Annotated in this window: 15 protein-coding genes; 4 read left to right on the forward strand and 11 right to left on the reverse strand. The window is 66.8% G+C overall.

The features are described from left to right. Positions 1–8 precede the first annotated feature (8 nt). Positions 9–1424: an NAD(P)H-quinone dehydrogenase gene (locus tag CXZ05_RS00815; RefSeq protein WP_102970725.1), complete on the forward strand. Its 1416-nt coding sequence runs from the start codon at positions 9–11 to the stop codon at positions 1422–1424. 180 nt (positions 1425–1604) lie between these two features. Next, the gene (locus CXZ05_RS00820) at positions 1605–1976 is read left to right on the forward strand and encodes a hypothetical protein (protein ID WP_102970726.1); all 372 of its coding nucleotides are present in this window, start codon (positions 1605–1607) and stop codon (positions 1974–1976) included. Positions 1977–1987: 11 nt separating this feature from the next. On the opposite strand, the gene CXZ05_RS00825 is transcribed toward CXZ05_RS00820, so the two are convergent. From CXZ05_RS00825 to CXZ05_RS00840, 4 genes are all read right to left on the reverse strand, one after another. Continuing rightward, a complete protein-coding gene (locus tag CXZ05_RS00825; RefSeq protein WP_102970727.1) occupies positions 1988–2695 on the reverse strand; it encodes a hypothetical protein in 708 nt (235 codons plus the stop codon). 91 nt (positions 2696–2786) lie between these two features. Then, entirely contained in the window at positions 2787–4349 is a 1563-nt protein-coding gene (locus CXZ05_RS00830; RefSeq protein WP_102970728.1) for an FAD-dependent oxidoreductase, read from the reverse strand. Then, entirely contained in the window at positions 4346–6547 is a 2202-nt protein-coding gene (locus CXZ05_RS00835; protein WP_102970729.1) for a molybdopterin oxidoreductase family protein, read from the reverse strand. The genes CXZ05_RS00830 and CXZ05_RS00835 overlap by 4 nt, the downstream gene beginning before the upstream one ends. Before the next feature lies 1 nt (position 6548). After that, positions 6549–7973 carry an MFS transporter gene (locus tag CXZ05_RS00840; protein WP_102970730.1) on the reverse strand — a complete coding sequence of 475 codons (1425 nt, stop codon included), beginning with the start codon at positions 7971–7973 and terminating at the stop codon, positions 6549–6551. A 280-nt stretch (positions 7974–8253) separates the two neighbouring features. On the opposite strand from CXZ05_RS00840, the gene CXZ05_RS00845 reads away from it, so the two are divergent. Next, positions 8254–9666: an MFS transporter gene (locus CXZ05_RS00845; RefSeq protein WP_102970731.1), complete on the forward strand. Its 1413-nt coding sequence runs from the start codon at positions 8254–8256 to the stop codon at positions 9664–9666. 101 nt (positions 9667–9767) lie between these two features. Here CXZ05_RS00845 and CXZ05_RS00850 read toward each other — a convergent pair whose 3' ends face one another. The 4 genes from CXZ05_RS00850 to CXZ05_RS00865 form a co-directional block, all read right to left on the reverse strand. Then, positions 9768–11579, reverse strand: a complete 1812-nt coding sequence (locus tag CXZ05_RS00850) for a biotin carboxylase N-terminal domain-containing protein (RefSeq protein WP_102970732.1) — start codon at positions 11577–11579, stop codon at positions 9768–9770. A 102-nt stretch (positions 11580–11681) separates the two neighbouring features. Then, positions 11682–12341 (reverse strand): nucleoside triphosphate pyrophosphatase, encoded by a 660-nt coding sequence (locus CXZ05_RS00855; RefSeq protein ID WP_102970733.1) that lies wholly within the window; start codon positions 12339–12341, stop codon positions 11682–11684. A 32-nt stretch (positions 12342–12373) separates the two neighbouring features. Continuing rightward, positions 12374–14929 carry an MMPL family transporter gene (locus tag CXZ05_RS00860; RefSeq protein WP_102970734.1) on the reverse strand — a complete coding sequence of 852 codons (2556 nt, stop codon included), beginning with the start codon at positions 14927–14929 and terminating at the stop codon, positions 12374–12376. Position 14930: 1 nt separating this feature from the next. After that, positions 14931–15716, reverse strand: a complete 786-nt coding sequence (locus CXZ05_RS00865; RefSeq protein WP_374754609.1) for a TetR/AcrR family transcriptional regulator — start codon at positions 15714–15716, stop codon at positions 14931–14933. A gap of 186 nt (positions 15717–15902) precedes the next feature. Here CXZ05_RS00865 and CXZ05_RS00870 point away from each other — a divergent pair, with 186 nt between their 5' ends. Then, complete coding sequence (locus CXZ05_RS00870) at positions 15903–16466, forward strand: hypothetical protein (RefSeq protein WP_102970735.1); 564 nt, start codon at positions 15903–15905, stop codon at positions 16464–16466. A 34-nt stretch (positions 16467–16500) separates the two neighbouring features. On the opposite strand, the gene CXZ05_RS22705 is transcribed toward CXZ05_RS00870, so the two are convergent. The 3 genes from CXZ05_RS22705 to CXZ05_RS00885 all read right to left on the reverse strand — a co-directional run bounded on the left by CXZ05_RS22705 (position 16501) and on the right by CXZ05_RS00885 (position 19875). Next, entirely contained in the window at positions 16501–17424 is a 924-nt protein-coding gene (locus CXZ05_RS22705) for a hypothetical protein (protein WP_146033023.1), read from the reverse strand. A 237-nt stretch (positions 17425–17661) separates the two neighbouring features. Next, the gene (locus tag CXZ05_RS00880; protein ID WP_102970737.1) at positions 17662–18366 is read right to left on the reverse strand and encodes an alpha/beta fold hydrolase; all 705 of its coding nucleotides are present in this window, start codon (positions 18364–18366) and stop codon (positions 17662–17664) included. Between the two features lie 105 nt (positions 18367–18471). Then, positions 18472–19875, reverse strand: coding sequence for a dicarboxylate/amino acid:cation symporter (locus CXZ05_RS00885; protein WP_102970738.1), 1404 nt, complete (start codon positions 19873–19875; stop codon positions 18472–18474). Positions 19876–20042 lie beyond the last annotated feature (167 nt).

Consider the following 20042-nt stretch of genomic DNA (forward strand, 5'->3'; position numbering starts at 1 on the left):
GACTTCTTGTGACTATGCATCCTGATTTCAGCGCCCCCCGAATCGCAATTCTCGGCGGAGGTCCGGGTGGCTATGAAGCCGCCATGGTGGCCGCCTCGCTGGGAGCCCAAGTCACCATCATTGAGCGGTCCGGCCTCGGCGGCTCCGCGGTGCTGACCGACGTCGTACCGTCCAAGACGCTGATCGCGACCGCCGACCTGATGACCCGCGTCAGCGGTGCGGGGGAGCTGGGGGTCAAGTTCGACGTCGACGGCGGGGACTTCGTCCCGGTCATGCGCGCCGATCTCAAGCACATCAATGACCGCTTGCTCGGCCTTGCCCGCCAGCAGTCCCTCGACATCCAGACCGGCCTGGAGCACCAGAACGTCCGCATCCTGAACGGCTCCGGCAAGCTGGTGGACAACCACACCATCGAGGTCCTGACCGCCGATGGAACCGAAACCGTCGAGGCGGACGCCATCCTGCTGACCGTCGGTGCGCACCCCCGGGAACTGCCCACGGCACGGCCTGACGGCGAACGGATCCTGAACTGGGCCCAGATCTACAACCTCGACGAGCTGCCGGAGGAACTGATCGTGGTGGGTTCCGGCGTGACCGGTGCCGAGTTCGCCTCCGCTTACAACGGCCTGGGCTCGAAGGTCACCCTGATCTCCAGCCGCGACCGCGTGCTTCCCGGTTCCGACACGGACGCCGCCGAGGTGCTGGAAGAGGTTTTCGAACGCCGCGGCGTGAAGGTGCTGTCCCGTTCGCGGGCCGAGACGGTGGAACGGACCGACGACGGCGTGGTGGTGACCCTCGGTGACGGCTCCAAGGTCTCGGGCAGCCACTGCCTGGTCTGCGTGGGCTCCATTCCCAATACGGCCGGCATCGGCCTGGAGGAAGCCGGCGTCGCACTGACCGAAAGCGGCCACATCAAGGTCGACGGCGTGTCCCGCACCACTGCCCCGAACATCTACGCCGCCGGCGACTGCACCGGCGTCCTGGCCCTCGCCTCCGTCGCCGCCATGCAGGGCCGGATCGCGATTGCGCACTTCCTGGGCGACCAGGTGACCCCCATCAAGCTGCACCAGGTGGCGTCCAACATCTTCACGTCGCCCGAGATCGCGTCGGTGGGTGTGTCCGAGGCTGAGATCGAGTCCGGCAAGTACCAGGGCGACATCATCAAGCTGTCCCTGAAGAGCAACGCCCGCGCCAAGATGCGCAACGTTAAGGACGGCTTCGTCAAGATCTTCGCCCGCAAGGGATCCGGGACAGTGATCGGCGGCGTGGTGGTGGGCGCCAACGCCTCCGAGCTGATCTTCGCCATCTCCATTGCGGTGAAGCAGAAACTGCACGTCGACGACGTCGCCAGCACCTTCACCGTGTACCCGTCGCTGAGCGGCTCCATCTCCGAGGCTGCACGCCGGCTGCACGTGCACATCTAAGGGGTGCCGCACATCCTGTGAATGGCGGCTTGCTCCTAGTCGCCACCGGCCGAGCTGAGTAAGATTCAGACTGTCGATCCCCGGGGTTGGCGGCACCGGGCTGCGACAGACCGATCACGAGCGGTCAGCCAAGCGGAGAGTACTTCCGGACGGTCGGACCGCGGAAGCCAGGAGCATGCCATGATCACTGTTCAAAAAGCCGCAATCAACACCGCCCTCGTCGCGGCCCTCGTGGGCGGCGGTGCCTACCTCGCCATGGGGTATCCCGTCATTGCCTCCTCGACCGGAAGCCAGTCCAGTACGGACTCCGCCAAAGGTGGCCACCAGGCTAACGGGATTACCGAGCAGCTGCTGACGGGGACCACGGCCACCCGGGTGAAGAATGCGGTGCTCGCGGCGAACCCCGGCGCGACGGTCCACCGGGTTGAGACCGACGCCGAGGGCGCGGTCTACGAAGCACACATCACGAAGGCTGACGGCTCCCGGGCCACAGTGAAGCTGGACGGTTCCTTCAACCTCACGGCCACCCAAGCCGGACAGGGACGCAGGTAAGTGCCGGTGGCTCAGGAACAGGCGTAAGGAGGAACGGCGTCGCCGGGCGCGAAGGGCTCGAACCAGTGCCGGATATCCAGCTTGCCAGTGCCCTGGTCGCTGGCGCCGTCTGCGTGCACTGCGCCGTCCGCGTACAGGGTTCCCGAGTCGGCGTCCTCCAGCAGGACCTCCTCTACGATGGCCCGCCACTCCTCGGGGAGGTCCAGTTCGTAAATGTCCTCGGTGATCCTGGCCTGGTCGAGCAGGCAATAGACAGCGAGCTCGCCTGCGAGGCAGCCGGGAGCAGCCCAGCCGCGGGCGAGGGACGCGGTGACGTCCGCTGCCACCACAATGAACCGCTGCGTGAACTTCGCGTCATAGTTGGAAGCGAACTGCGGGGGCAGTGAGGACAGCACGGACGTTCCGGCGATGGCCTCAGGCGTGACGGCGTCCAGTTCGTGGAGCGTGCCAAGGTCGCGGAACAGCTGGTCGATGAGGATGCTGGACGAATTCCACAGCAGGCCGGCCAACAGCCGCGTCTGGCGCGCCGACCGCTCCCGGTCGTCGGAGCCCGCGGAGGCCATCTCCGCCAGGTCCTCGGGGTCGAACTGGAGCCGCTGCTCGGCGGTCATGTCGTCGGGATGCGGGTCCAGCCCCAGGAGCTCAAGGCTCAGCCCGGTGAGCTTCTCGGAGTCGGCCAGCAGTTCTTCGGTGATGTCGTCGTCTTCGTCGGCATTCATGCCACCGATGCTACCGGCCAGCCGCGGCTTGCCCGATTTGTGTGACGCGGCCCCTCGAAGATACTTGTCAGGGCCCGGTTACGCAGCGGCACTACGCTGCAGCCCCCTGAAAGTGCTTCTCGATCAGTCCCTTGATGTCCTCGTGGCAGCCGCCGCAGCCGGTGCCGGCACGGGTGGAAGCGGAGACCTCGGCCACCGTGGAGCAGCCGCCGGTCACGGCTTCGGCGATCTTGCCGCCGCTGACGCCGGCGCAGCGGCATACCGTGCTCTCGGGGTCGTTGGAGGCACCCGCGGACGCCACTTGGTCGGGTCCGTCGAGGCGCAGGAGCAGGGACCTGTCCGCGGGCAGTTCGGCACCGCGTTCGAAGAGCTGCACCAGCTCTCCCGCGGTGCGCGGCATGCCCACGCTGACCAGGCCCTCCAGCACACCGCCGCGGGTGGTCATCTTGACGTAGCGCCCGTGCTCGGGGTCTGCCCACTGGGCGATCTGCAGCCGCGGCCTGCCGTTGACAGCTCCGGCTGTCAGGACTTCCTCATCCCAGGGTTCTGCGGAGTTTTCGCCGGCAACCGCCATGTTCATGCCGCGGGCCTTCAGCACGATCACACCGGGCTTTTCCTGGGGGAGCGGGGGCAGTGAATCGGCGTCCTCCGCGACACCCTCGGAAAGGAGCAGGAGGTATTCGGCGAGCCATTCGGCCTGCCGCCAGCCGGGACCTACCAGGCCGGACGGTCCGCGCGCGGTGCGGCATTCGATGCAGGCAGGATCCGGGCAGCGGACCTCGGCGCAGTCGCCGACGGCGAAGATGTGCGGCTCGTGGTGGGCGCGCAGCCGGTGGTCCACCAGGATGCCTGTCCCGGTGGAGAGCCCGCAGCCCTCGGCTAGCTCAATGCGCGGGCGGACGCCGCAGGACAGGACCAGCAGGTCGCCGTCGATCGCCGATCCGTCGTCGAGCAGCAAAGCCGAGAACCCGCCGTCGGGCGCGTTGTGTTCAACGCCCGTGGAACGGGCGTTGCCGGCCACCCGGACGCCGCAGCTGCGCAGGCTCGCGGCCAGGACGGCGCCGCCGCCGCGGTCAATGTTGCGGCCCAGCGGGTGCGGTCCGTTGTGCACCACCGTGACGGTGGCGCCTTCCTCTGCGGCGGCGAGGGCCGTTTCAAGGCCGAGTACGCCGCCGCCCAGCACCACCACGCGCTTGCGGCCAGCTACCGCCCGGCGGAGCACCTCGGCGTCGCGGAGGTCGCGGAGTGCAGTGACGCCCGGTGGAAGCACGGGAGCGGCAGGGTCCGGGTTAAGCCCCGTGAGGTTGGGGATCACCGGACGGGAACCGGTGGCGAAGACCAGCCTGTCGTAGTGGGCGGAGGTGCCGTCGGAGAGGATGACGGACTGCCGGGCGCGGTCCACGCGCCGGACCTTTACGCCCAGCCGGACGTCCACACCGTCGGCCACCAGCGCTGCTGCGTCTGCGAGGGCCAGCGCCTCGGGGGTGGTGCGGCCAACCCCCAGGTCGGCCACCAGCACCCGGTTGTAGGCTGCCTCGGCTTCCTGGCCGATGACCGTCAGCCCCACCTGCCCCGCACGCAGTGCCGGGAGCAGTTCGTCAACCAGCCGTGCGGCCACCGGACCGAATCCGACAATTACAATCTGCTCGCTCATGAGACCTCCGCTGTCTGAAGAAGACTGGTGATCGGGGTGGCCGTTGCCAGCCGGACCCACACTTTGTTGAACTTGAATTCGGGCATTCCCGAGATGGGGTCAGTTGCCGCTTCCGTCAGGCGGTTCGCGCTTTCCAGTTCGGGAAAGTGGAACGGCAGGAAGACGGTTTCGGGGCGGATGGTGGTGCTGAGCTCAGCACGGCAGACCACCTCGCCGCGCTCGTTGGCCACCGAGACCTCTGCGCCGTCCGTGATACCCATGGCCGCCGCGGCGGCCGGGTGGATCTGCATCCTCGCCTCGGGCTGGGCGGCCAGGAGCTCGGCCACGCGCCGCGTCTGCGCGCCCGACTGGTAGTGCTCCAGCAGCCGGCCGGTGATGAGCGTCATGGGTTTGGCGGCAGGGTCAGGATTCGCGGTAGGGGTACGACGGCGGCGCGGCGCCACCGGGGTCATGACGGCCTTGCCGTCGGGGTGGGCGAAGCTGTTCAGGAACATGCGTGGCGTTCCGGTGCTGCCGGCGGGGTAGGGCCAGTACGCGGCTGCGCCGCTGTCCAGCATGGCGTAGTCGATGCCGGAGTAGTCGGCCGCGCCGCCGGCGGAGGCCAGTCGCAGCTCTTCGAAGACGGTCTCCGGATCGTCGCTGTAGGTGGACGGTGCCTCGAGTGCCTCGGCCAGCCGGGCCATGATCCACAGCTCGCTGCGGGCACCGGCGGGCGGCTGGATCGCCTGGCGGCGGCGGAGGACGCGGCCTTCGAGGTTGGTCAGGGTGCCCTCCTCCTCGGCCCACTGCAGCACCGGCAGGACGAGGTCAGCCTCGGCCGCGGTTTCGGACATGAAGAAGTCGCAGACCACCAGGAAATCCAGGCTGCGGAGCCCGCGGATGACGGCGTTGGCGTCCGGCGAGGCGACCGCGATGTTGGAGGCGTGCACGAAAAGGCAGCGGACGCCGTCGGGCTGTCCCAGTGACTTGAGCAGCTGCACAGCCGGCAGGCCGGGGCCGGGGATGAGGGACTCGTCCACGCCCCAGACCGATGCCATGTGTGCCCGGGCGGCGGGGTCGGTGATCTTGCGGTAGCCGGGCAGCTGATCGGCCTTCTGGCCGTGCTCGCGGCCGCCCTGGCCGTTGCCCTGGCCGGTGAGGGTGCCGTAGCCGCTGCGGGCGCTGCCGGGCAGGCCCAGCAGGAGGCTGAGGTTGATGGCGGCGGTGGCGGTGTCGGTGCCGTCGACGTGCTGCTCCACGCCGCGTCCGGTCAGGATGTAGCTGCCGCCCCGGCGGGCGCCGGCGGCCAGCCGCCGGGCCGTCTCGCGGATGAGGTCGGCGGGTACGCCGGTGATGGACTGGACCCGCTCCGGCCAGTAGGCGTTGACGGACCGGACCACGGCGTCGAAGCCGGCGGTGCGCGCCTGGATGTAGTCGGCGTCGAGGAGGCCCTCGTGGATCACCACGTGGGAGAGGCCCAACAGGAGGGTGAGGTCGGTGCCCGGAAGGGGCTGCAGGTGCAGCCCGCCGCCGTCGGAGGTGAATGCGGCGGTGGCGGAGCGCCGCGGGTCAACCACGATGAGTCCGCCGGCATCGCGGACGCCCTGCAGGTGCTGGACGAACGGCGGCATGGTCTCGGCGACGTTGGAGCCGAGCATCAGGATGGTGCTGGCGGTGTCCAGCGCCTCAAGCGGGAAGGGGAGCCCGCGGTCCAGGCCGAAGGCCCGCATGCCCGCGGCAGCCGCGGACGACATGCAGAACCGGCCGTTGTAGTCGATCCGCGAAGTGCCCAGTGCGAGACGGGCGAACTTGCCCAGCTGGTACGCCTTTTCGTTGGTGAGGCCGCCGCCGCCGAACACACCGACGGAGTCCGCGCCGTACCGGGCACGGGCGTCCTTGACGGCGGCGGTAACGCGGCCCAGGGCCTCCTCCCAGGAGATGGGGCGGAAGACGCCGTCGGGGCCCTTGAACATGGGCTCGGTGACGCGTCCGGGGTGCTGCAGGAGCGACGCGGACGTCCACCCCTTGCGGCAGAGGCCGCCGCGGTTCGTGGGGAAGTCGCGGCCGCTCACTTCAAGGGCCGGCACAGCCGGCACGGGGCCTGACCCCGGCTGCACAGCCGGGGTCAGGCCCGTAGCGGCCGGAGCCGCCGGGGACTTGAGCGTCATGGCGCACTGCAAGGCGCAGTAAGGGCAGTGCGTGTCGGCGCTTTTGGTCATGTTAGACGTGTCCCATCGCGTTTCGGTTGGCGTTGCGGATGTAGCAGAACCAGCAGACGGCCAGCATCAGGACATATGCTCCGACGAAGCCGTAGAAGGCCGGGGTGTAGGAGCCGCTGGCCGTGTTGGAGGCGTTCAGCACCTGCGGGATGACGAACCCGCCGTAGGCGCCGATGGCGGAGATCAGGCCGAGTGCGGAGGACGCCAGGCGCTGGGTCTGCACCGAGCTGGCTCCGGAGCGGGCCGCACGGCTGGACGTCGCGAAGATCACCGGGATCATGCGGTAGGTGGCGCCGTTTCCGAAGCCGCTGGCGGTGAACAGCATCAGGAACAGGACCAGGAAGAGCCAGAAGTTCTTCAGCGGCAGCGTCCAGATCATCGTCAGCGTGATGACGGCCATGGCCGCGAACGCTGACACTGTCATCCGGGCGCCGCCCATGCGGTCCGCCATGCGGCCGCCGTAGGGGCGGGCCAGCGAGCCGACCAGCGGGCCGAGGAAGGCCAGGGAAAGGGCCACGGCGCCGACCGAGATGGAGGAGAAGGCCGGGAAGTAGTCCTTGATGAGCTTGGGGAAGACGCCCGCGAAGCCGATGAAGGAGCCGAACGTTCCGATGTAGAGCAGCGCCATGACCCACAGGTGGGGTTCCTTGATCGCTGCGAGGGATCCGGCCACGTCGCCCTTGGCGCTCGTGAGGTTGTTCATGTACTTGTAGGCGCCGAAGGCTGCCAGGAGGATCAGCGGAATCCACATGAGGCCCGCGACGGGGAGGTTGACAGTGCCGGCGGCCAGCAGCGTGATGGCGATCGGGACAGCAAGCTGTGCCACAGCTGCGCCGAGGTTGCCGCCGGCGGCGTTCAGGCCCAGGGCCCAGCCCTTTTCGCGGGCTGGGTAGAAGAAAGTGATGTTGGCCATCGAGCTGGCGAAGTTGCCGCCGCCGAAGCCTGCAAGGGCCGCTACGAGCAGCATGACGCCGAACGGTGTTTCCGGGTTGGAGACGCACAGCGCGAGCCCGGTGGAGGGGATCAGCAGCAGCAGGGCCGAGACGATGGTCCAGTTCCGGCCGCCGAAGCGGGGAACCATGAATGTGTAGGGGATCCGGAGCGTAGCACCCACGAGGCTCGGCATGGAGATCAGCCAGAAGATTTCGGATGTGCTGAACGTGAATCCTGCGGCGGGGAGCTGGACCACCACGATGGACCACAGCTGCCAGACGACGAAGCCGAGGAACTCGGCGAAGATGGACCAGTTAAGGTTGCGGCGCGCGATGGAGCGGCCCTGGGATTCCCACTGCTGCTTGTTCTCGGCGTCCCAGTTGGCGATCCAGCGTCCGGGACGCTCTTCAAGGGCGGGTGCCTCGGTGGTGGTGGCGGCAGCAAGATCGAGGGAATTATGGGTTCCGGCGTCTGCGGTGCGGTCAGCAGTCACGGTATACCTCCTTGGGGAATGTTGTCCTTCCAAGGTAGGGATGGCGCGTTTCGCAGACGGTCGCCCTTTGTTAACGTGCTGTGACATTTGCCTATCAGCCCGCTTCGGGCGGCGTTAGGCTTGCAGGACGACCTCATGTTGAGACAACTCAGGAAGTCCGTATACTGGACCGCTTGTCCGTTGCGTGGACGGCGGGAACTAAGATTGAACTCTGTTTTATCCCCATGTTTGGAGGGGCTTCCGAGCGAGGTCCGTCCAGCTCTCATGAAAGCGTCCCCACATGTCATCGCCTGCAACGTCAACGGAACATGGCACCGCCAAACCGGTGAACTCCAAGGGCAAAGTGATCTTTGCCAGCCTCATCGGAACGACGATCGAGTTCTACGACTTCTACATCTACGCAACCGCGTCGGTGCTGGTCTTCCCCAAGCTGTTCTTCCCCCAAGCTACGGAGATCAACGCCCTCCTGAGCTCTTTCGCAATTTTCGGCGTCGCGTTTGTCGCCCGGCCCATCGGCTCGGTCCTGTTCGGACACTTTGGCGACAAGTTCGGCCGCAAGGGCACCCTGGTGGCCTCCCTCCTCACGATGGGCCTTGCCACCTTCTTCATCGGGCTGCTGCCGACCGCCTCCGTGGCCGGCTGGACCGTCCTCGCGCCGCTGATGCTGGTGCTGCTGCGCTTTGCCCAGGGGCTTGCGCTCGGCGGTGAGTGGTCCGGCGCGGCACTGCTGGCCACGGAGAACGCCCCCGAAGGCAAGCGCGCCATCTACGGCACGTTCCCGCAGCTCGGTGCCCCCATCGGCTTCATCCTGGCCAACCTGCTCTTCATCTGGTTCAACGCCGCCCTCAGCCCGGAGGAATTTGCGGCCTGGGGCTGGCGGGTTCCGTTCCTGCTCAGCGCCGTCCTGGTGATCGTGGGCCTGTATGTGCGCCTCAAGCTCGTGGAGAGTGTCTCGTTCCAGAAGGTCCTGAAAGAAGACAAAGTGGTAAAGGTTCCGTTCGCGGCAACCTTCAAGAACCACTGGCGCCCGGTGCTGGCCGGAACCTTCATCATGCTGGCCACCTACGTGCTGTTCTACATCATGACCTCCTTCACCCTGACCTACGGCACCAAGCCCGCCTCTGTTGAGGCCGCCCAGGCCGCCGCGGAGAAGGCCGGCAAGCCGATGTCCGCTGCCGAAATCGCCAGCTTCGTTCCCGGCCTGGGTGTTTCCCGCGGTGACTTCCTCTGGATGCTGATCCTCGGCGTCGTCTTCTTCGGTATCTTCACCCTCGTGTCCGGCCCGCTGGCCGAGAAGTGGGGCCGCCGCAAGTTCCTCATGGGCGTCACCGCAGGCATCTTTGTGTTCGGCGCGCTCTGGTTCACCATGTTCGGCCCCGGCCCGGGTGCAGCAATCGTCGGCCTCATCGTCGGCTTCACGCTGATGGGCCTGACCTTCGGCCCGATGGCCGCGATCCTGCCGGAGCTGTTCCCGTCCAACGTGCGGTACACCGGCTCGGCCGTCGCGTACAACCTCTCCAGCGTCATCGGCGCCGCTCCGGCGTCGTTCATTGCCATTGCCCTGTGGCAGGCAACCGGCGGCAGCACCTGGCTCGTCGGCGTCTACATGGCAGCCGCTGCCGTACTGACGTTCATCGCGCTGTGGATCACCCGCGAAACCAAGAACACGGACTACGAGAACAACGTGGCCTGATTCCCAGGCTTAGATGCATCAACGAAAAATGCCCGGTGTGGATCACACCGGGCATTTTCATGTGCTGCTTCAGTTTTCGATCGACCGGGTCGTCAGTCGGCTTAGTCTTCGATCGTCGCGATCACGGCGCCTGCTGCCACCGTCTGGCCGGCCGCGGCGGATAGTCCGGTGATGGTGCCGGCGCGGTGTGCCGTGAGCGGCTGCTCCATCTTCATCGCCTCCAGTACGACGACGAGATCACCTTCGGCGACGACGTCGCCGTCGGCCACGGCCACCTTAACGATGGTTCCCTGCATTGGGGAGGTCAGGGCGTTGCCGCCCGCGGCGGCAGTGGCGCCGCCGGTGCGGCTGCGCTTCTTGGACTTGGCCGGCTTTGCGCCGGTGGCTGGGGCCCCGCCGAAGCCGAGGCTGGCGGGCAGTGCCACCTCGAGGCGCTTGCCGCCCACTTCCACCACCACGGTGCGGCGCTCAGCGGCTTCCTCACCCTCCGGCGCGGCGCCGTTGGGCGTCCATGCGGGAAGGTCGTTGACGAATTCGGTTTCGATCCAGCGGGTGTGGACGCTGAACGGGCCCTCGGCCGGCGCGAACGCCGGGTTACTGACCACGGCCAGGTCGAAGGGGATGACGGTGGGAATGCCTTCCACCACCATCTCCTCGAGGGCGCGGCGGGCCCGCTGCAGAGCCTGCGGGCGGTTCGCTCCGGTCACGATCAGCTTGGACAGCATGGAGTCGAAGTTGCCGCTGATGACGTCGCCCTCTTCGATGCCGGAGTCGATGCGGATGCCGGGGCCGGTGGGGTTCTTCAGGGTACTCACGGTGCCCGGTGCGGGCATGAAGTTGCGGCCCGGATCCTCGCCGGTGATGCGGAACTCGAAGGAGTGGCCGCGCACCTCCGGGTCGCCGTAGCCAAGCTCCTCGCCGCAGGCCAGGCGGAACTGCTCGCGGACCAGGTCGATGCCGGTCACTTCCTCCGAGACACAGTGCTCCACCTGCAGGCGGGTGTTGACCTCGAGGAAGGAGATGGTGCCGTCCTGGCCGACAAGGAACTCGCAGGTTCCGGCGCCGAGGTAGCCGGCTTCCTTCAGGATGGCCTTGGACGATTCGTAGAGGCGCCGGTTTTGCTCCTCCGTCAGGAAGGGGGCCGGGGCCTCCTCCACGAGCTTCTGGTTGCGGCGCTGGAGTGAGCAGTCGCGGGTGGAGACCACCACCACGTTGCCGTGGGCGTCGGCGAGGCACTGGGTCTCGACGTGGCGGGGGGCGTCGAGGAACCGCTCAATGAAGCACTCACCGCGGCCGAAGGCGGCCGTGGCCTCGCGGACGGCGGAGTCGAACAGTTCGGGGATTTCCTCGCGGGTGCGGGCCACCTTGATGCCGCGCCCGCCGCCGCCGAAGGCAGCCTTGATGGCCACGGGCAGTCCGAACTTGTCCGCGAATTCCAGGATTTCCTCGGCGGACTCAACGGGATCGGCGGTCCCGGGCACCTGCGGGGCGCCCACCTTCTCGGCGATGTGGCGGGCCTGGACCTTGTCGCCCAGGGCGGAAATGGCCTCCGGTGACGGGCCGATCCAGGTGATGCCGGCGTCGATGACCTTGGCCGCGAACTGGGCGTTCTCGGACAGGAAGCCGTAGCCGGGGTGGATGGCGTCAGCGCCGGACTGGCGGGCTATCTCGATCAGCTTGTCCATCACGAGGTAGGACTCGGCTGCCGTGTTGCCGCCCAGGGCATATGCTTCGTCGGCGAGCCGGACGTGGAGGGCGTCCCGGTCAGGATCGGCGTAGACGGCGACGGAGGCGATGCCCTCGTCCCGGGCTGCGCGGATGACGCGGACGGCGATTTCACCGCGGTTCGCGATCAGAACCTTGGTGAGTTTTGAATGCACTGGACCTGCGGACTGCTCCGGCTTTACTGACAAGGCGTCTCCTTCTTTCCTTCAGGGAGCCTAGCCTGATTTTGAGGATTCCGCCGATATTACTGGCGGAATCCGCGGGTAAGAGGCCCTGCCTTTGTAGGGAAGCTACAACTCCCCGGGAATTGCCGAGTCGGGCAGGTCCTGCCAGAACTCGGTGATGCCCACGTTCGCCTGGGCCAGCAGGGAGCGCAGGGTGGACACCGACAACCCGACGACGGCGTGCGGGTCGCCGTCTACTTTCCGGATGAAGGCGCCGCCCAGGCCGTCGATGGTGAAGGAGCCTGCACAGTGCAGCGGCTCGCCGGTGGCGATGTAGGCGTCAATCTCCGCGAGCTCCATCTCCATGAAGTGCACCTCGGCCGAGGCGACGCTGCCCAGCGTGGCGCCGGAGCCGCCGTCGTCGTCCGTGTCGCGGCAGTCCACCAGCCAGTGGCCGGTGTGCAGGACCCCGCTGCTGCCGCTCATCCGCAGCATCCGCTGCCGGGCAACGTCAACGGTGTACGGCTTGCCGTGCGACTCGCCGTCGAACTCGAAAACGGAATCGCAACCGAGCACCAGGGCCCCTTCGGCTTCCGGAAGCGAGGCGACGGCCTCGGCCTTGGCCCGGGCCAGGAGCAGGGCGGTGTCGTGCGGATCTGTGACGCCGTAGCGTTCCTGCACGGCGTCCTCGTCGACGTCGGACACGAGGACCTCGTGTTCGATGCCGGCCTCAGTCAGGAGCTTGGTGCGGGCGGGGGACTGGGAGGCAAGAATGAGGCGGGTCACGGCTCCAGCCTAATTCATGCCCGCGGCCCTGCTCAGCGCGCGGCCACCTCCGCGGGCTCGGCATCCGGCTCGGCGTCGGGAGAGGCCGGGGCCGTGGGTACGCGCTTGCGGAGTTTGGCCCCTTCGACGTCAACATCCGGCAGGATGCGGTCCAGCCAGCGCGGCAGCCACCATGCCTTCTCGCCGAGGAGGTACATGACCGCCGGAACGATCGTCATGCGCACCACGAAGGCATCGACCAGCACACCGAATGCCATCGCAAAGCCGAGCGGCCGGACCATGTTCAGGTGCGAGAAGATGAAGCCCGCGAAGACGCTGACCATGATGATCGCGGCGGCGGTGACCACCGCGGAAGCATGGCTGAAGCCGGAGCGGACGGCGTGCTTCGCGGACTCGCCGTGCATGAAGGACTCACGCATGCCCGAGGCGATGAACACCTGGTAGTCCATGGCCAGCCCGAACAGCACGCCGATCAGGATGATCGGCAGGAAGCTCAGCACGGCGCCGGGGTTGTCGACGCCGAACATTGCACCCAGCCAGCCCCACTGGTAGACCGCCACCACGGCGCCGAATGCGGCCGCAAGCGAAAGCAGGAAGCCGCCGGTTGCCAGTAGCGGCACCACGATCGAGCGGAACACTAGCAGCAGCAGGATCAGCGAGAGCCCCACCACGATGGCCAGGTACGACGGCAGGGCGTCGCCCAGCTTGCTGGAAACGTCAACGTTGCCTGCCGTCTGGCCGGTCAGGCCGATGCTGACTCCGGTGGCGTCCTCAATGCCGGCCTTCTCGGCGCGGATGTCGGAGACCACGTTGACGGTGCTTGCGCTTGCCGGCCCTTCCTTCGGGATGACCTGGAACACCGCCGTCCCGAAGTCCTCGCTCAGCGCCACCGGAATGGCGGCGGTGACGTTCTCCGTCCTGCGCAGGATGTCCGCGACGTCCAGCTGCTTGGCCTGTGCTTCGGTTTCGCTCAGGCCGTCAGGGAAATCACCCACCACGATGATCGGTCCGGTCATGCCTTCGCCAAAGCTGCGCTTCGTGGCGTCATAGGCCTTGAAAGCCTGGGAATCGACAGGTTCGGAGCCGCCGTCGGGAAGTGCGAGCCGCAGCTGGGCAGCGGGCAGGGCCACAATGCCCAGCGCCAGGACACCGGCCAGCATGGCCCGGACCGGGTGCCTGGTGACAAGTCCGCCCCAGCCATGGCTGCTGCGGTGCTCGTCCTTGGCACGGTCCTCGGCCTCGCGGTTGGGGTCGGCATTGTGCCGCTCAGCCTTGGCCCAGGCCCGCTTGGAGATCAGCTTCCTGCCCACGAGGGAAAGGATCGCCGGGGTCAGCGTCAGGGCGACCAGAACAGCAACCGCAACGGTCCCGGCCGCTGACACGCCCATGACTCCCAGGAACGGAAGCCCCGGGACCACCAGTGCCGCGAGGGCGATGATGACCGTCAGGCCGGCAAAGAGCACGGCATTGCCGGAGGTTCCGGTGGCACGCGCCACCGACTCTTCCGCGTCCATGCCTGCCAGCAGCTGCCCGCGGTGGCGGTTGACGATGAACAGCGAGTAGTCGATGCCGACGGCGAGGCCCAGCATGAGCGCGAGCATCGGGGAAATGGAACTCATGTCGATGAGGCCGCTCAGTGCCATGGTGGCGCCAACGCCTACCGCCACGCCGATCACGGCCATCAGCAGCGGCAGCCCGGCGGCCACCAGTGTCCCGAGCATGATGATCAGGACCAGTGCCGCCACGCCGATGCCGATGATCTCAGCCACGCCGAAGATCTCGGAGACGTCCTCGCTGATTTCCTTGCTGGGCAGCGCGGTAACACCGGCCGAGGAGGCGTCCTGCACGATGTCCTGGACTTCCTGGCGCACTTTGGGGTCCAGTCCGTTGATGGAGGTCTTGAACTGGACCTGCGCAATGGCGGCCTTGCCGTCCTCCGAAACGAAACGCAACCCCTGCGAAGCCTCGACCTGGCGCGTGGCCAGCTCCAGCCTGGCGGCGCCGGCCTGCGCTTCCTTTGTGCCGGCGTCGAGCTTTTCCTGGCCGGCGGCCAGTGCGGCCTTCTGCTGGCCCAGCCGGGCTTCGATCGCCCGCGCGGGGAGTCCGGCAGCGGTCATCTGCGCCTCGGCCGCGGCCAGCTGTTCCTTGCCGGCGGCCAGTTCGGCCGCGGCCTGGGCCAGCGCGGCCTTGCCTGCGGTTGCCTTGGCCTTGCCGGCGGCCAGATCTTTGGCCGCCTGATTCAACTGGGCCTGGGTGGCGAACGGGTCGACGGTTCCCCGGACGTCGGGGAGGGCCTTGAGCTTGGTCAACGCAGCGGACACCGCGTCCTTGCCCGCCTGGCTGAACTGGGCGTCATTTGCCTGAAAGACAACCCCGGCCGAGCCGCCGGATGAGGTCGGCAGCTCCTTTTGGAGCTTGTCGGCCATCTGCTGGGTTTCCGTGCCTGGAATCTGGAAGTTGTTGGACAGCGCGCCCGAAAAGGCTGCCGCTGCGCCGCCGACTGCCAGCAGGATCGCCAGCCAGAGCGAGACGACGAGCCATCGGTGACGGTAGGAAAACTTGCCGAGGCGGTACAGGAGAAGTGCCATGTCAGGACCGTTCTGCGTTGCGGGTGGAAGGTTTGGCGGAAGATTCATTCGACGGGGGATCCGATCCCGGCCCGGCGAAACCGGATCCGAGGAGCCCCATCGAATCGATGAGCAGTTGGCGGAGGATCGCCAGTGACTCGGGGGAGAGGTCGGGGCCGCAGCGGCGGAACCACACGTCCATGGCAGCCTTGCCGCAGGAGACGACCGAACCTGCGAGGGCCCGGACGTAGAGCTCGTCCTTGTCAGTGCTGGGGCCTTGTTCAGTCCCGGTGCCCTGTTCAGTCCTGGGGCCCTGCGGGGAACGCTCACGGGCCGCAGCAACAATCTGCTCGGTGCAGTGGTCCCAGGCCTCAAGCTCGGAGCGCGCCATGAGCGGGTTGCCCTGGGTCAGGCCGAACAGCTCGGCCAGCGGCGCCACCGTCATGGGATCCGCCAGTGCCACCAAAGCGGCGCGGGCGGATTCAAGGATGGGTTCGTCAGCGGGACGCCGGCGGAACTGTTCGAGGGCGCTGTCCAGGAAACCGTGGGTCACCGACGCAATGGCGGCTTCCGTGCTGCTGAAGTAGTTGAAGAAGGTCCGGCGCGAGATGCCCGCCGCTTCTGCAATGTCCTCGACCGTGAAGTTGCCGGGGCCGTGCCGCCGCAGAAGGGCAAGCGTGGAGCCGGTGATGGCCTGCCGGGTGGCAGCCTTGTTCAGTTCGCGCCGGGAAACGGGCCCACTGGCGTCGGCCGGGGCGGGAACCGATGACGACGGAGGCGACGACGAGGAAGAACTGGAAGTAGGCACTCAATTACACTACGTGCAAGTTTGCACTCTGGGCAATCCGGTTGGCGTGCCTCACAGGTTGGGCGGTAAAGTCACAGCCTCCACACAGCCTGGCTAAAGCCGTTCTTGAGGACGAGGGTGCATGCTGTTGTCGTGGCCGGCACGGCGGCAAGGATGCCTCAAGGCCGGCGGAGCGAGGAGCAAACCATGGAGCGTTCAAAGAAGGTGGCTCTCGGCTTGGGCGCCACAGCCTTGGCACTGGGTGCCGGGTTTGGTGTCACCGGCATGGCGGCCGCAACGACGTCCACTCCCACGCCTGCACCAAGTTCAAGCAGCCCATTCAGCGCTCCCAATGACGGACCGCGTTTTGACGGCGGCGGGCACGGGCACGGACATGGGCGCGGCCACGGTGCCGTCAACGCGGACGCGGCGGCGCTCGCCGCCAAGCTGGGCGTGGACCAGGCCAAGGTGGAGGATGCCCTGAGGGCGTTCCGCGAGGCCAACCACCCGCCCGGCCGCCGCGCCGACGGCACCAAGCCGGACAAGGCAGCTAGGGAAGCGGCACTGGCAGCCTCGCTGGCCAAATCGCTGGGGATCGATGAGGCCAAGGTCAAGGCAGCACTGGAGGAACTCCGCACCCAGGCACAGGCAGGCCGGGCGGCTGCCCTGAAGGGCCGGCTGGATCAGGCGGTGAAGGATGGCACACTGACGCAGGCCGAAGCCGACGCGGTCGCGAAGGCTGTCGAAAAGGGCGTGATCGGCGGCCACTGATCAGATTGCACCCGGTCGCCGGGCAATTGCAGCGTCAATTCTGCGCGACGGCCTTCTGTGGAGTTTGGCTGAGGCCCTCCAGCGCGCTACTTGATGCTTTTCCGATGGCGTTGCCCAGTATCCGCGGGAACTGCAGCGGGAATAAGTGGGACCGCTGCCCGTCCGCGAAACGGATCTCCGTAGCGATCATCGCATTGCGACCAATGGGCTGCCCGAAGGCGTGAAGGGTCGGAATTAGGCCTGTGTCGCGATGACGTCTTTCGAGAGCCTTCAGCCTGTCCGTCGTGTAGCTGATGTCTTTGGGCGTGAAGTGGCCTACAAGGTCCGGGACATGCCTCAGCACCGTTTCGCCGGAGTGTGTTGAGTGCCCGCCAAGGTTTTGCCCTACAGCATTGACCAGATCGCCGATCCACGCCGCTGCGCCGGGCTGCGACATGCTGATGAGCCGCATGGTGTCGAGTTCCCCGCTATTGGTCGGGAACTCGAGGACGCTAAAGAGGGCGTCGCCCATGAGGTTGTCACGCGTTGTGCTGTGCATGCTCAAACTTACATTCGAAAGACCGGTCAGCAGGCCGGTGGTATTGCCGGCGGAAGCCGCCCCAAACCAGTTTTGCCCTCCTCGTCCAACTGACAGCCCGAAAGAGGAGGAGAAGGAAGAAAAATTGTGATGCAGGGCACCGTCGAGATTTCCTGCGGTTTCCTGGTCAAAGTGGCGCTGAAGTTCCACGACGCGGGCTTCCTGGATTTCCCCGCCTTGATTATCCGGTGCGTAGGCTGAAAGTGCCGGGCGCTGAAGCATGTGCCAGAATTCCTCGCCGATTCTCTCAGCGACAGCAGCGTCATGCCGGTTGAATCGCCTGGCCGTCCTACCGGCTGTCAGACCGACCAGTGACAACGGTACGCCGGCGATGAGCAGGGCAACGGCCAACGCTGGCATATCTCTGGTGAAGAAAAACAAGCCTGCAATTGTCAAAATGCAGCCCCACACAAGCTTTCCGGTGCGGAGCATCCCCTTAGCCGCCGGCGACAGTGATGCATTCCCCATATTGACAAACTCCCGCCCTAGCGAACCTTTACCTGACCCTAACCGTACTGTGGGTCGATATCGCTGCGCCAAATTGCCGGACACGCAATTCGGCGGTCACTGAAGTTCCAGTGCGGTGATGAAATGCGATGAGCGTGCCCAAGTGGTCTGTCAGCTTGTTCGGTCGACGGCGGCGAGGATTGCCGCTCCGAGCTCCGCCGGCTTGGTGAACTGCGGCCAGTGTCCGGTGGGAAGGTCCACGAGTTCCACATCGCGGATGCGGGCCAGCTCTTCAACGTAGGGGTGCCCCGCGTCCATCCACTCCGTCAGCAATGAGGACGGGAACTCGCAGGCAATCACCGTGGCCGGGACCTCGTAGCGGCGCACGTCGTGAAGGTGCTGCCTGTCGCATGCCACGGCTTTTGGCTGCGGGATGGACCGTGCCCGGAATGCCTCCCGCAGCCCGTCGTCGAGATCGGTGAGGTCGGCGTCGTCGAACAGGTCCCAGGAAGGCAGCGGAATCTCATCACCGTCGGCAGGCAGTTCATCATTGATGACCCCGCCTTCCCCGAGCGGTCCGCTGTCCACGTAGACCACCCGCACCACGCGGTCCGGGCGCTCGTCCACAGCACCGTGGATGATGGCGCCGCCGCCGGAGTGGCCGACAAGGACCAGCGGGCCCTCAATGCCGTCAATGGCTTCCACCACCGCGTTGATGTGGTCGCGGAGCCCGATGCCGGTCCGCTTGGCGTCCTTCGCCTCGAGCCCCGGGAGGGTCAGCGCATGGATCTGGTGGCCCGCCTCCACCAGCGGGGGAGTGACCCCGGACCAGGATGAACCATCGAGCCAGAACCCGGGAACCAGAATGATGTCCATGCCGGTACCCTACCCTTGCCGCCTGCCGCCCGGGACCCATTTGGGCGGCGGTTTTAAATGGGTGTGCCCCGGGGAAAACCCCGGGGCACACCCATTCTGTGAAGGTCAGGCCTTCGACTCAGCCAGCTCACGCTCGACGGCGGCGGGTGTCTCTTCCTCGCGGAAGGCCTCCCCGGTGCGCGGTGCGTTGTAGAGGGTTTCGTCGAGGATCCCCTGGCGCTTGGCCACGATGGTGGGCACGAGTGCCTGGCCGGCCACGTTGACCGCCGTGCGGCCCATGTCCAGGATGGGGTCGATGGCCAGCAGGAGTCCGACGCCGGCAAGCGGCAGTCCCAGCGTGGAGAGGGTCAGCGTCAGCATGACGACGGCGCCGGTGGTTCCCGCCGTCGCAGCAGACCCGAGGACGGAGACCAGGGCGATCAGCAGGTACTGGCTGAAGTCGAGCTGGATTCCGAAGAACTGGGCCACGAAGATCGCAGCCACGGCCGGGTAGATTGCCGCGCAGCCGTCCATCTTGGTGGTGGCGCCCAGCGGAACGGCGAAGGAGGCGTAGCCCCGGGGAACGCCGAGGTTGCGTTCGGTGACGCGCTGGGTCAGCGGCAGCGTGCCGATGGAGGAACGGGAAACGAAGGCCAGCTGGATGGCCGGCCAGGCGCCTGAGAAGTACTGCTTGACCGACAGGCCGTGCGAGCGGACCAGGACCGGGTAGACGCCGAACAGCACCAGGGCGAGGCCGATGTAGATGGCAACAGTGAACTTGCCCAGCGAGCCGATGGTGTCCCAGCCGTAGACGGCCACCGCGTTGCCGATCAGGCCCACGGTGCCCAGCGGTGCGATGCGGATGATCCACCACAGTACCTTCTGGATGACGGCCAGCGCAGAGGCGTTGAGGGCCAGGAACGGCTCGGCCTGCTTTCCCACCTTCAGGGCGGCAACGCCGACGGCGATGGCGATCACCAGGATTTGCAGGACGTTGAAGCTGACGGACGTGGTCACGGCGCCGGTGTCGGTGACAGTGGAGCTGGCGCCAAGGCCCAGGAAGTTTTTGGGGAACAGGCCGATGAGGAATGCCCACCAGTCGCCCTGCTTGCCGTCGTACTCAGCGTCGCCGGCGATGCCCGTGTTTGCGCCCGGCTGCAGGAGCACGCCCAGGCCGATGCCGATCAGCACTGCGACCAGCGACGTGATGGCAAACCACAGCAGCGTGTTCCAGGCAAGCCGTGCCGCGTTGGAGACCTCACGCAGGTTGGAAATGGAGCTCACCACGGCGGTGAAGATCAGCGGCACGACGGCGGTCTGCAGCAGCGACACGTAGCTCGAGCCGACGGTCTGCAGTGTCGCGCCCAGCCCGTTGGGGTTCGACTTGGTGCTGCCTGTGTACTTGGCCAGCAGGCCGAGGCCAAGCCCGACGATCAGGGCGGCGATGATCTGGAACCCGAAGGAACCTGCCCACCGCGGCAACTGGAAGCCGGAACGCCCGGCCGTGGATGAAGTGGTTTGATTGCTCACCCGAACAAGTTAGGGCGAAGAAAATACAGCTTCCACTCGATATTGAGAAATGTTACGCGCCTTGGCTGGCTGACCGTCGCATGGATGCCCGGAAAAACGGCGCCACACGGGAGTTTTGTGAAGTTATTCCCCCGGCGCGTGTGGCAAACCTCTCGCCCCCGCCGACG

It is taken from the genome of Arthrobacter sp. AFG20 (genome assembly GCF_002892795.1).
Lineage (GTDB): Bacteria > Actinomycetota > Actinomycetes > Actinomycetales > Micrococcaceae > Arthrobacter.

What these genes read in the sequence shown, in the direction of transcription:
- CXZ05_RS00860 (WP_102970734.1), bottom strand. Translation starts at nt 14,929, where the DNA reads ATGGCACTTCTCCTGTACCGCCTCGGCAAGTTTTCCTACCGTCACCGA.
- CXZ05_RS00845 (WP_102970731.1), top strand. Translation starts at nt 8,254, where the DNA reads ATGTCATCGCCTGCAACGTCAACGGAACATGGCACCGCCAAACCGGTG.
- CXZ05_RS00870 (WP_102970735.1), top strand. Translation starts at nt 15,903, where the DNA reads ATGGAGCGTTCAAAGAAGGTGGCTCTCGGCTTGGGCGCCACAGCCTTG.
- CXZ05_RS00825 (WP_102970727.1), bottom strand. Translation starts at nt 2,695, where the DNA reads ATGAATGCCGACGAAGACGACGACATCACCGAAGAACTGCTGGCCGAC.
- CXZ05_RS00835 (WP_102970729.1), bottom strand. Translation starts at nt 6,547, where the DNA reads ATGACCAAAAGCGCCGACACGCACTGCCCTTACTGCGCCTTGCAGTGC.
- CXZ05_RS00820 (WP_102970726.1), top strand. Translation starts at nt 1,605, where the DNA reads ATGATCACTGTTCAAAAAGCCGCAATCAACACCGCCCTCGTCGCGGCC.
- CXZ05_RS00830 (WP_102970728.1), bottom strand. Translation starts at nt 4,349, where the DNA reads ATGAGCGAGCAGATTGTAATTGTCGGATTCGGTCCGGTGGCCGCACGG.
- CXZ05_RS00880 (WP_102970737.1), bottom strand. Translation starts at nt 18,366, where the DNA reads ATGGACATCATTCTGGTTCCCGGGTTCTGGCTCGATGGTTCATCCTGG.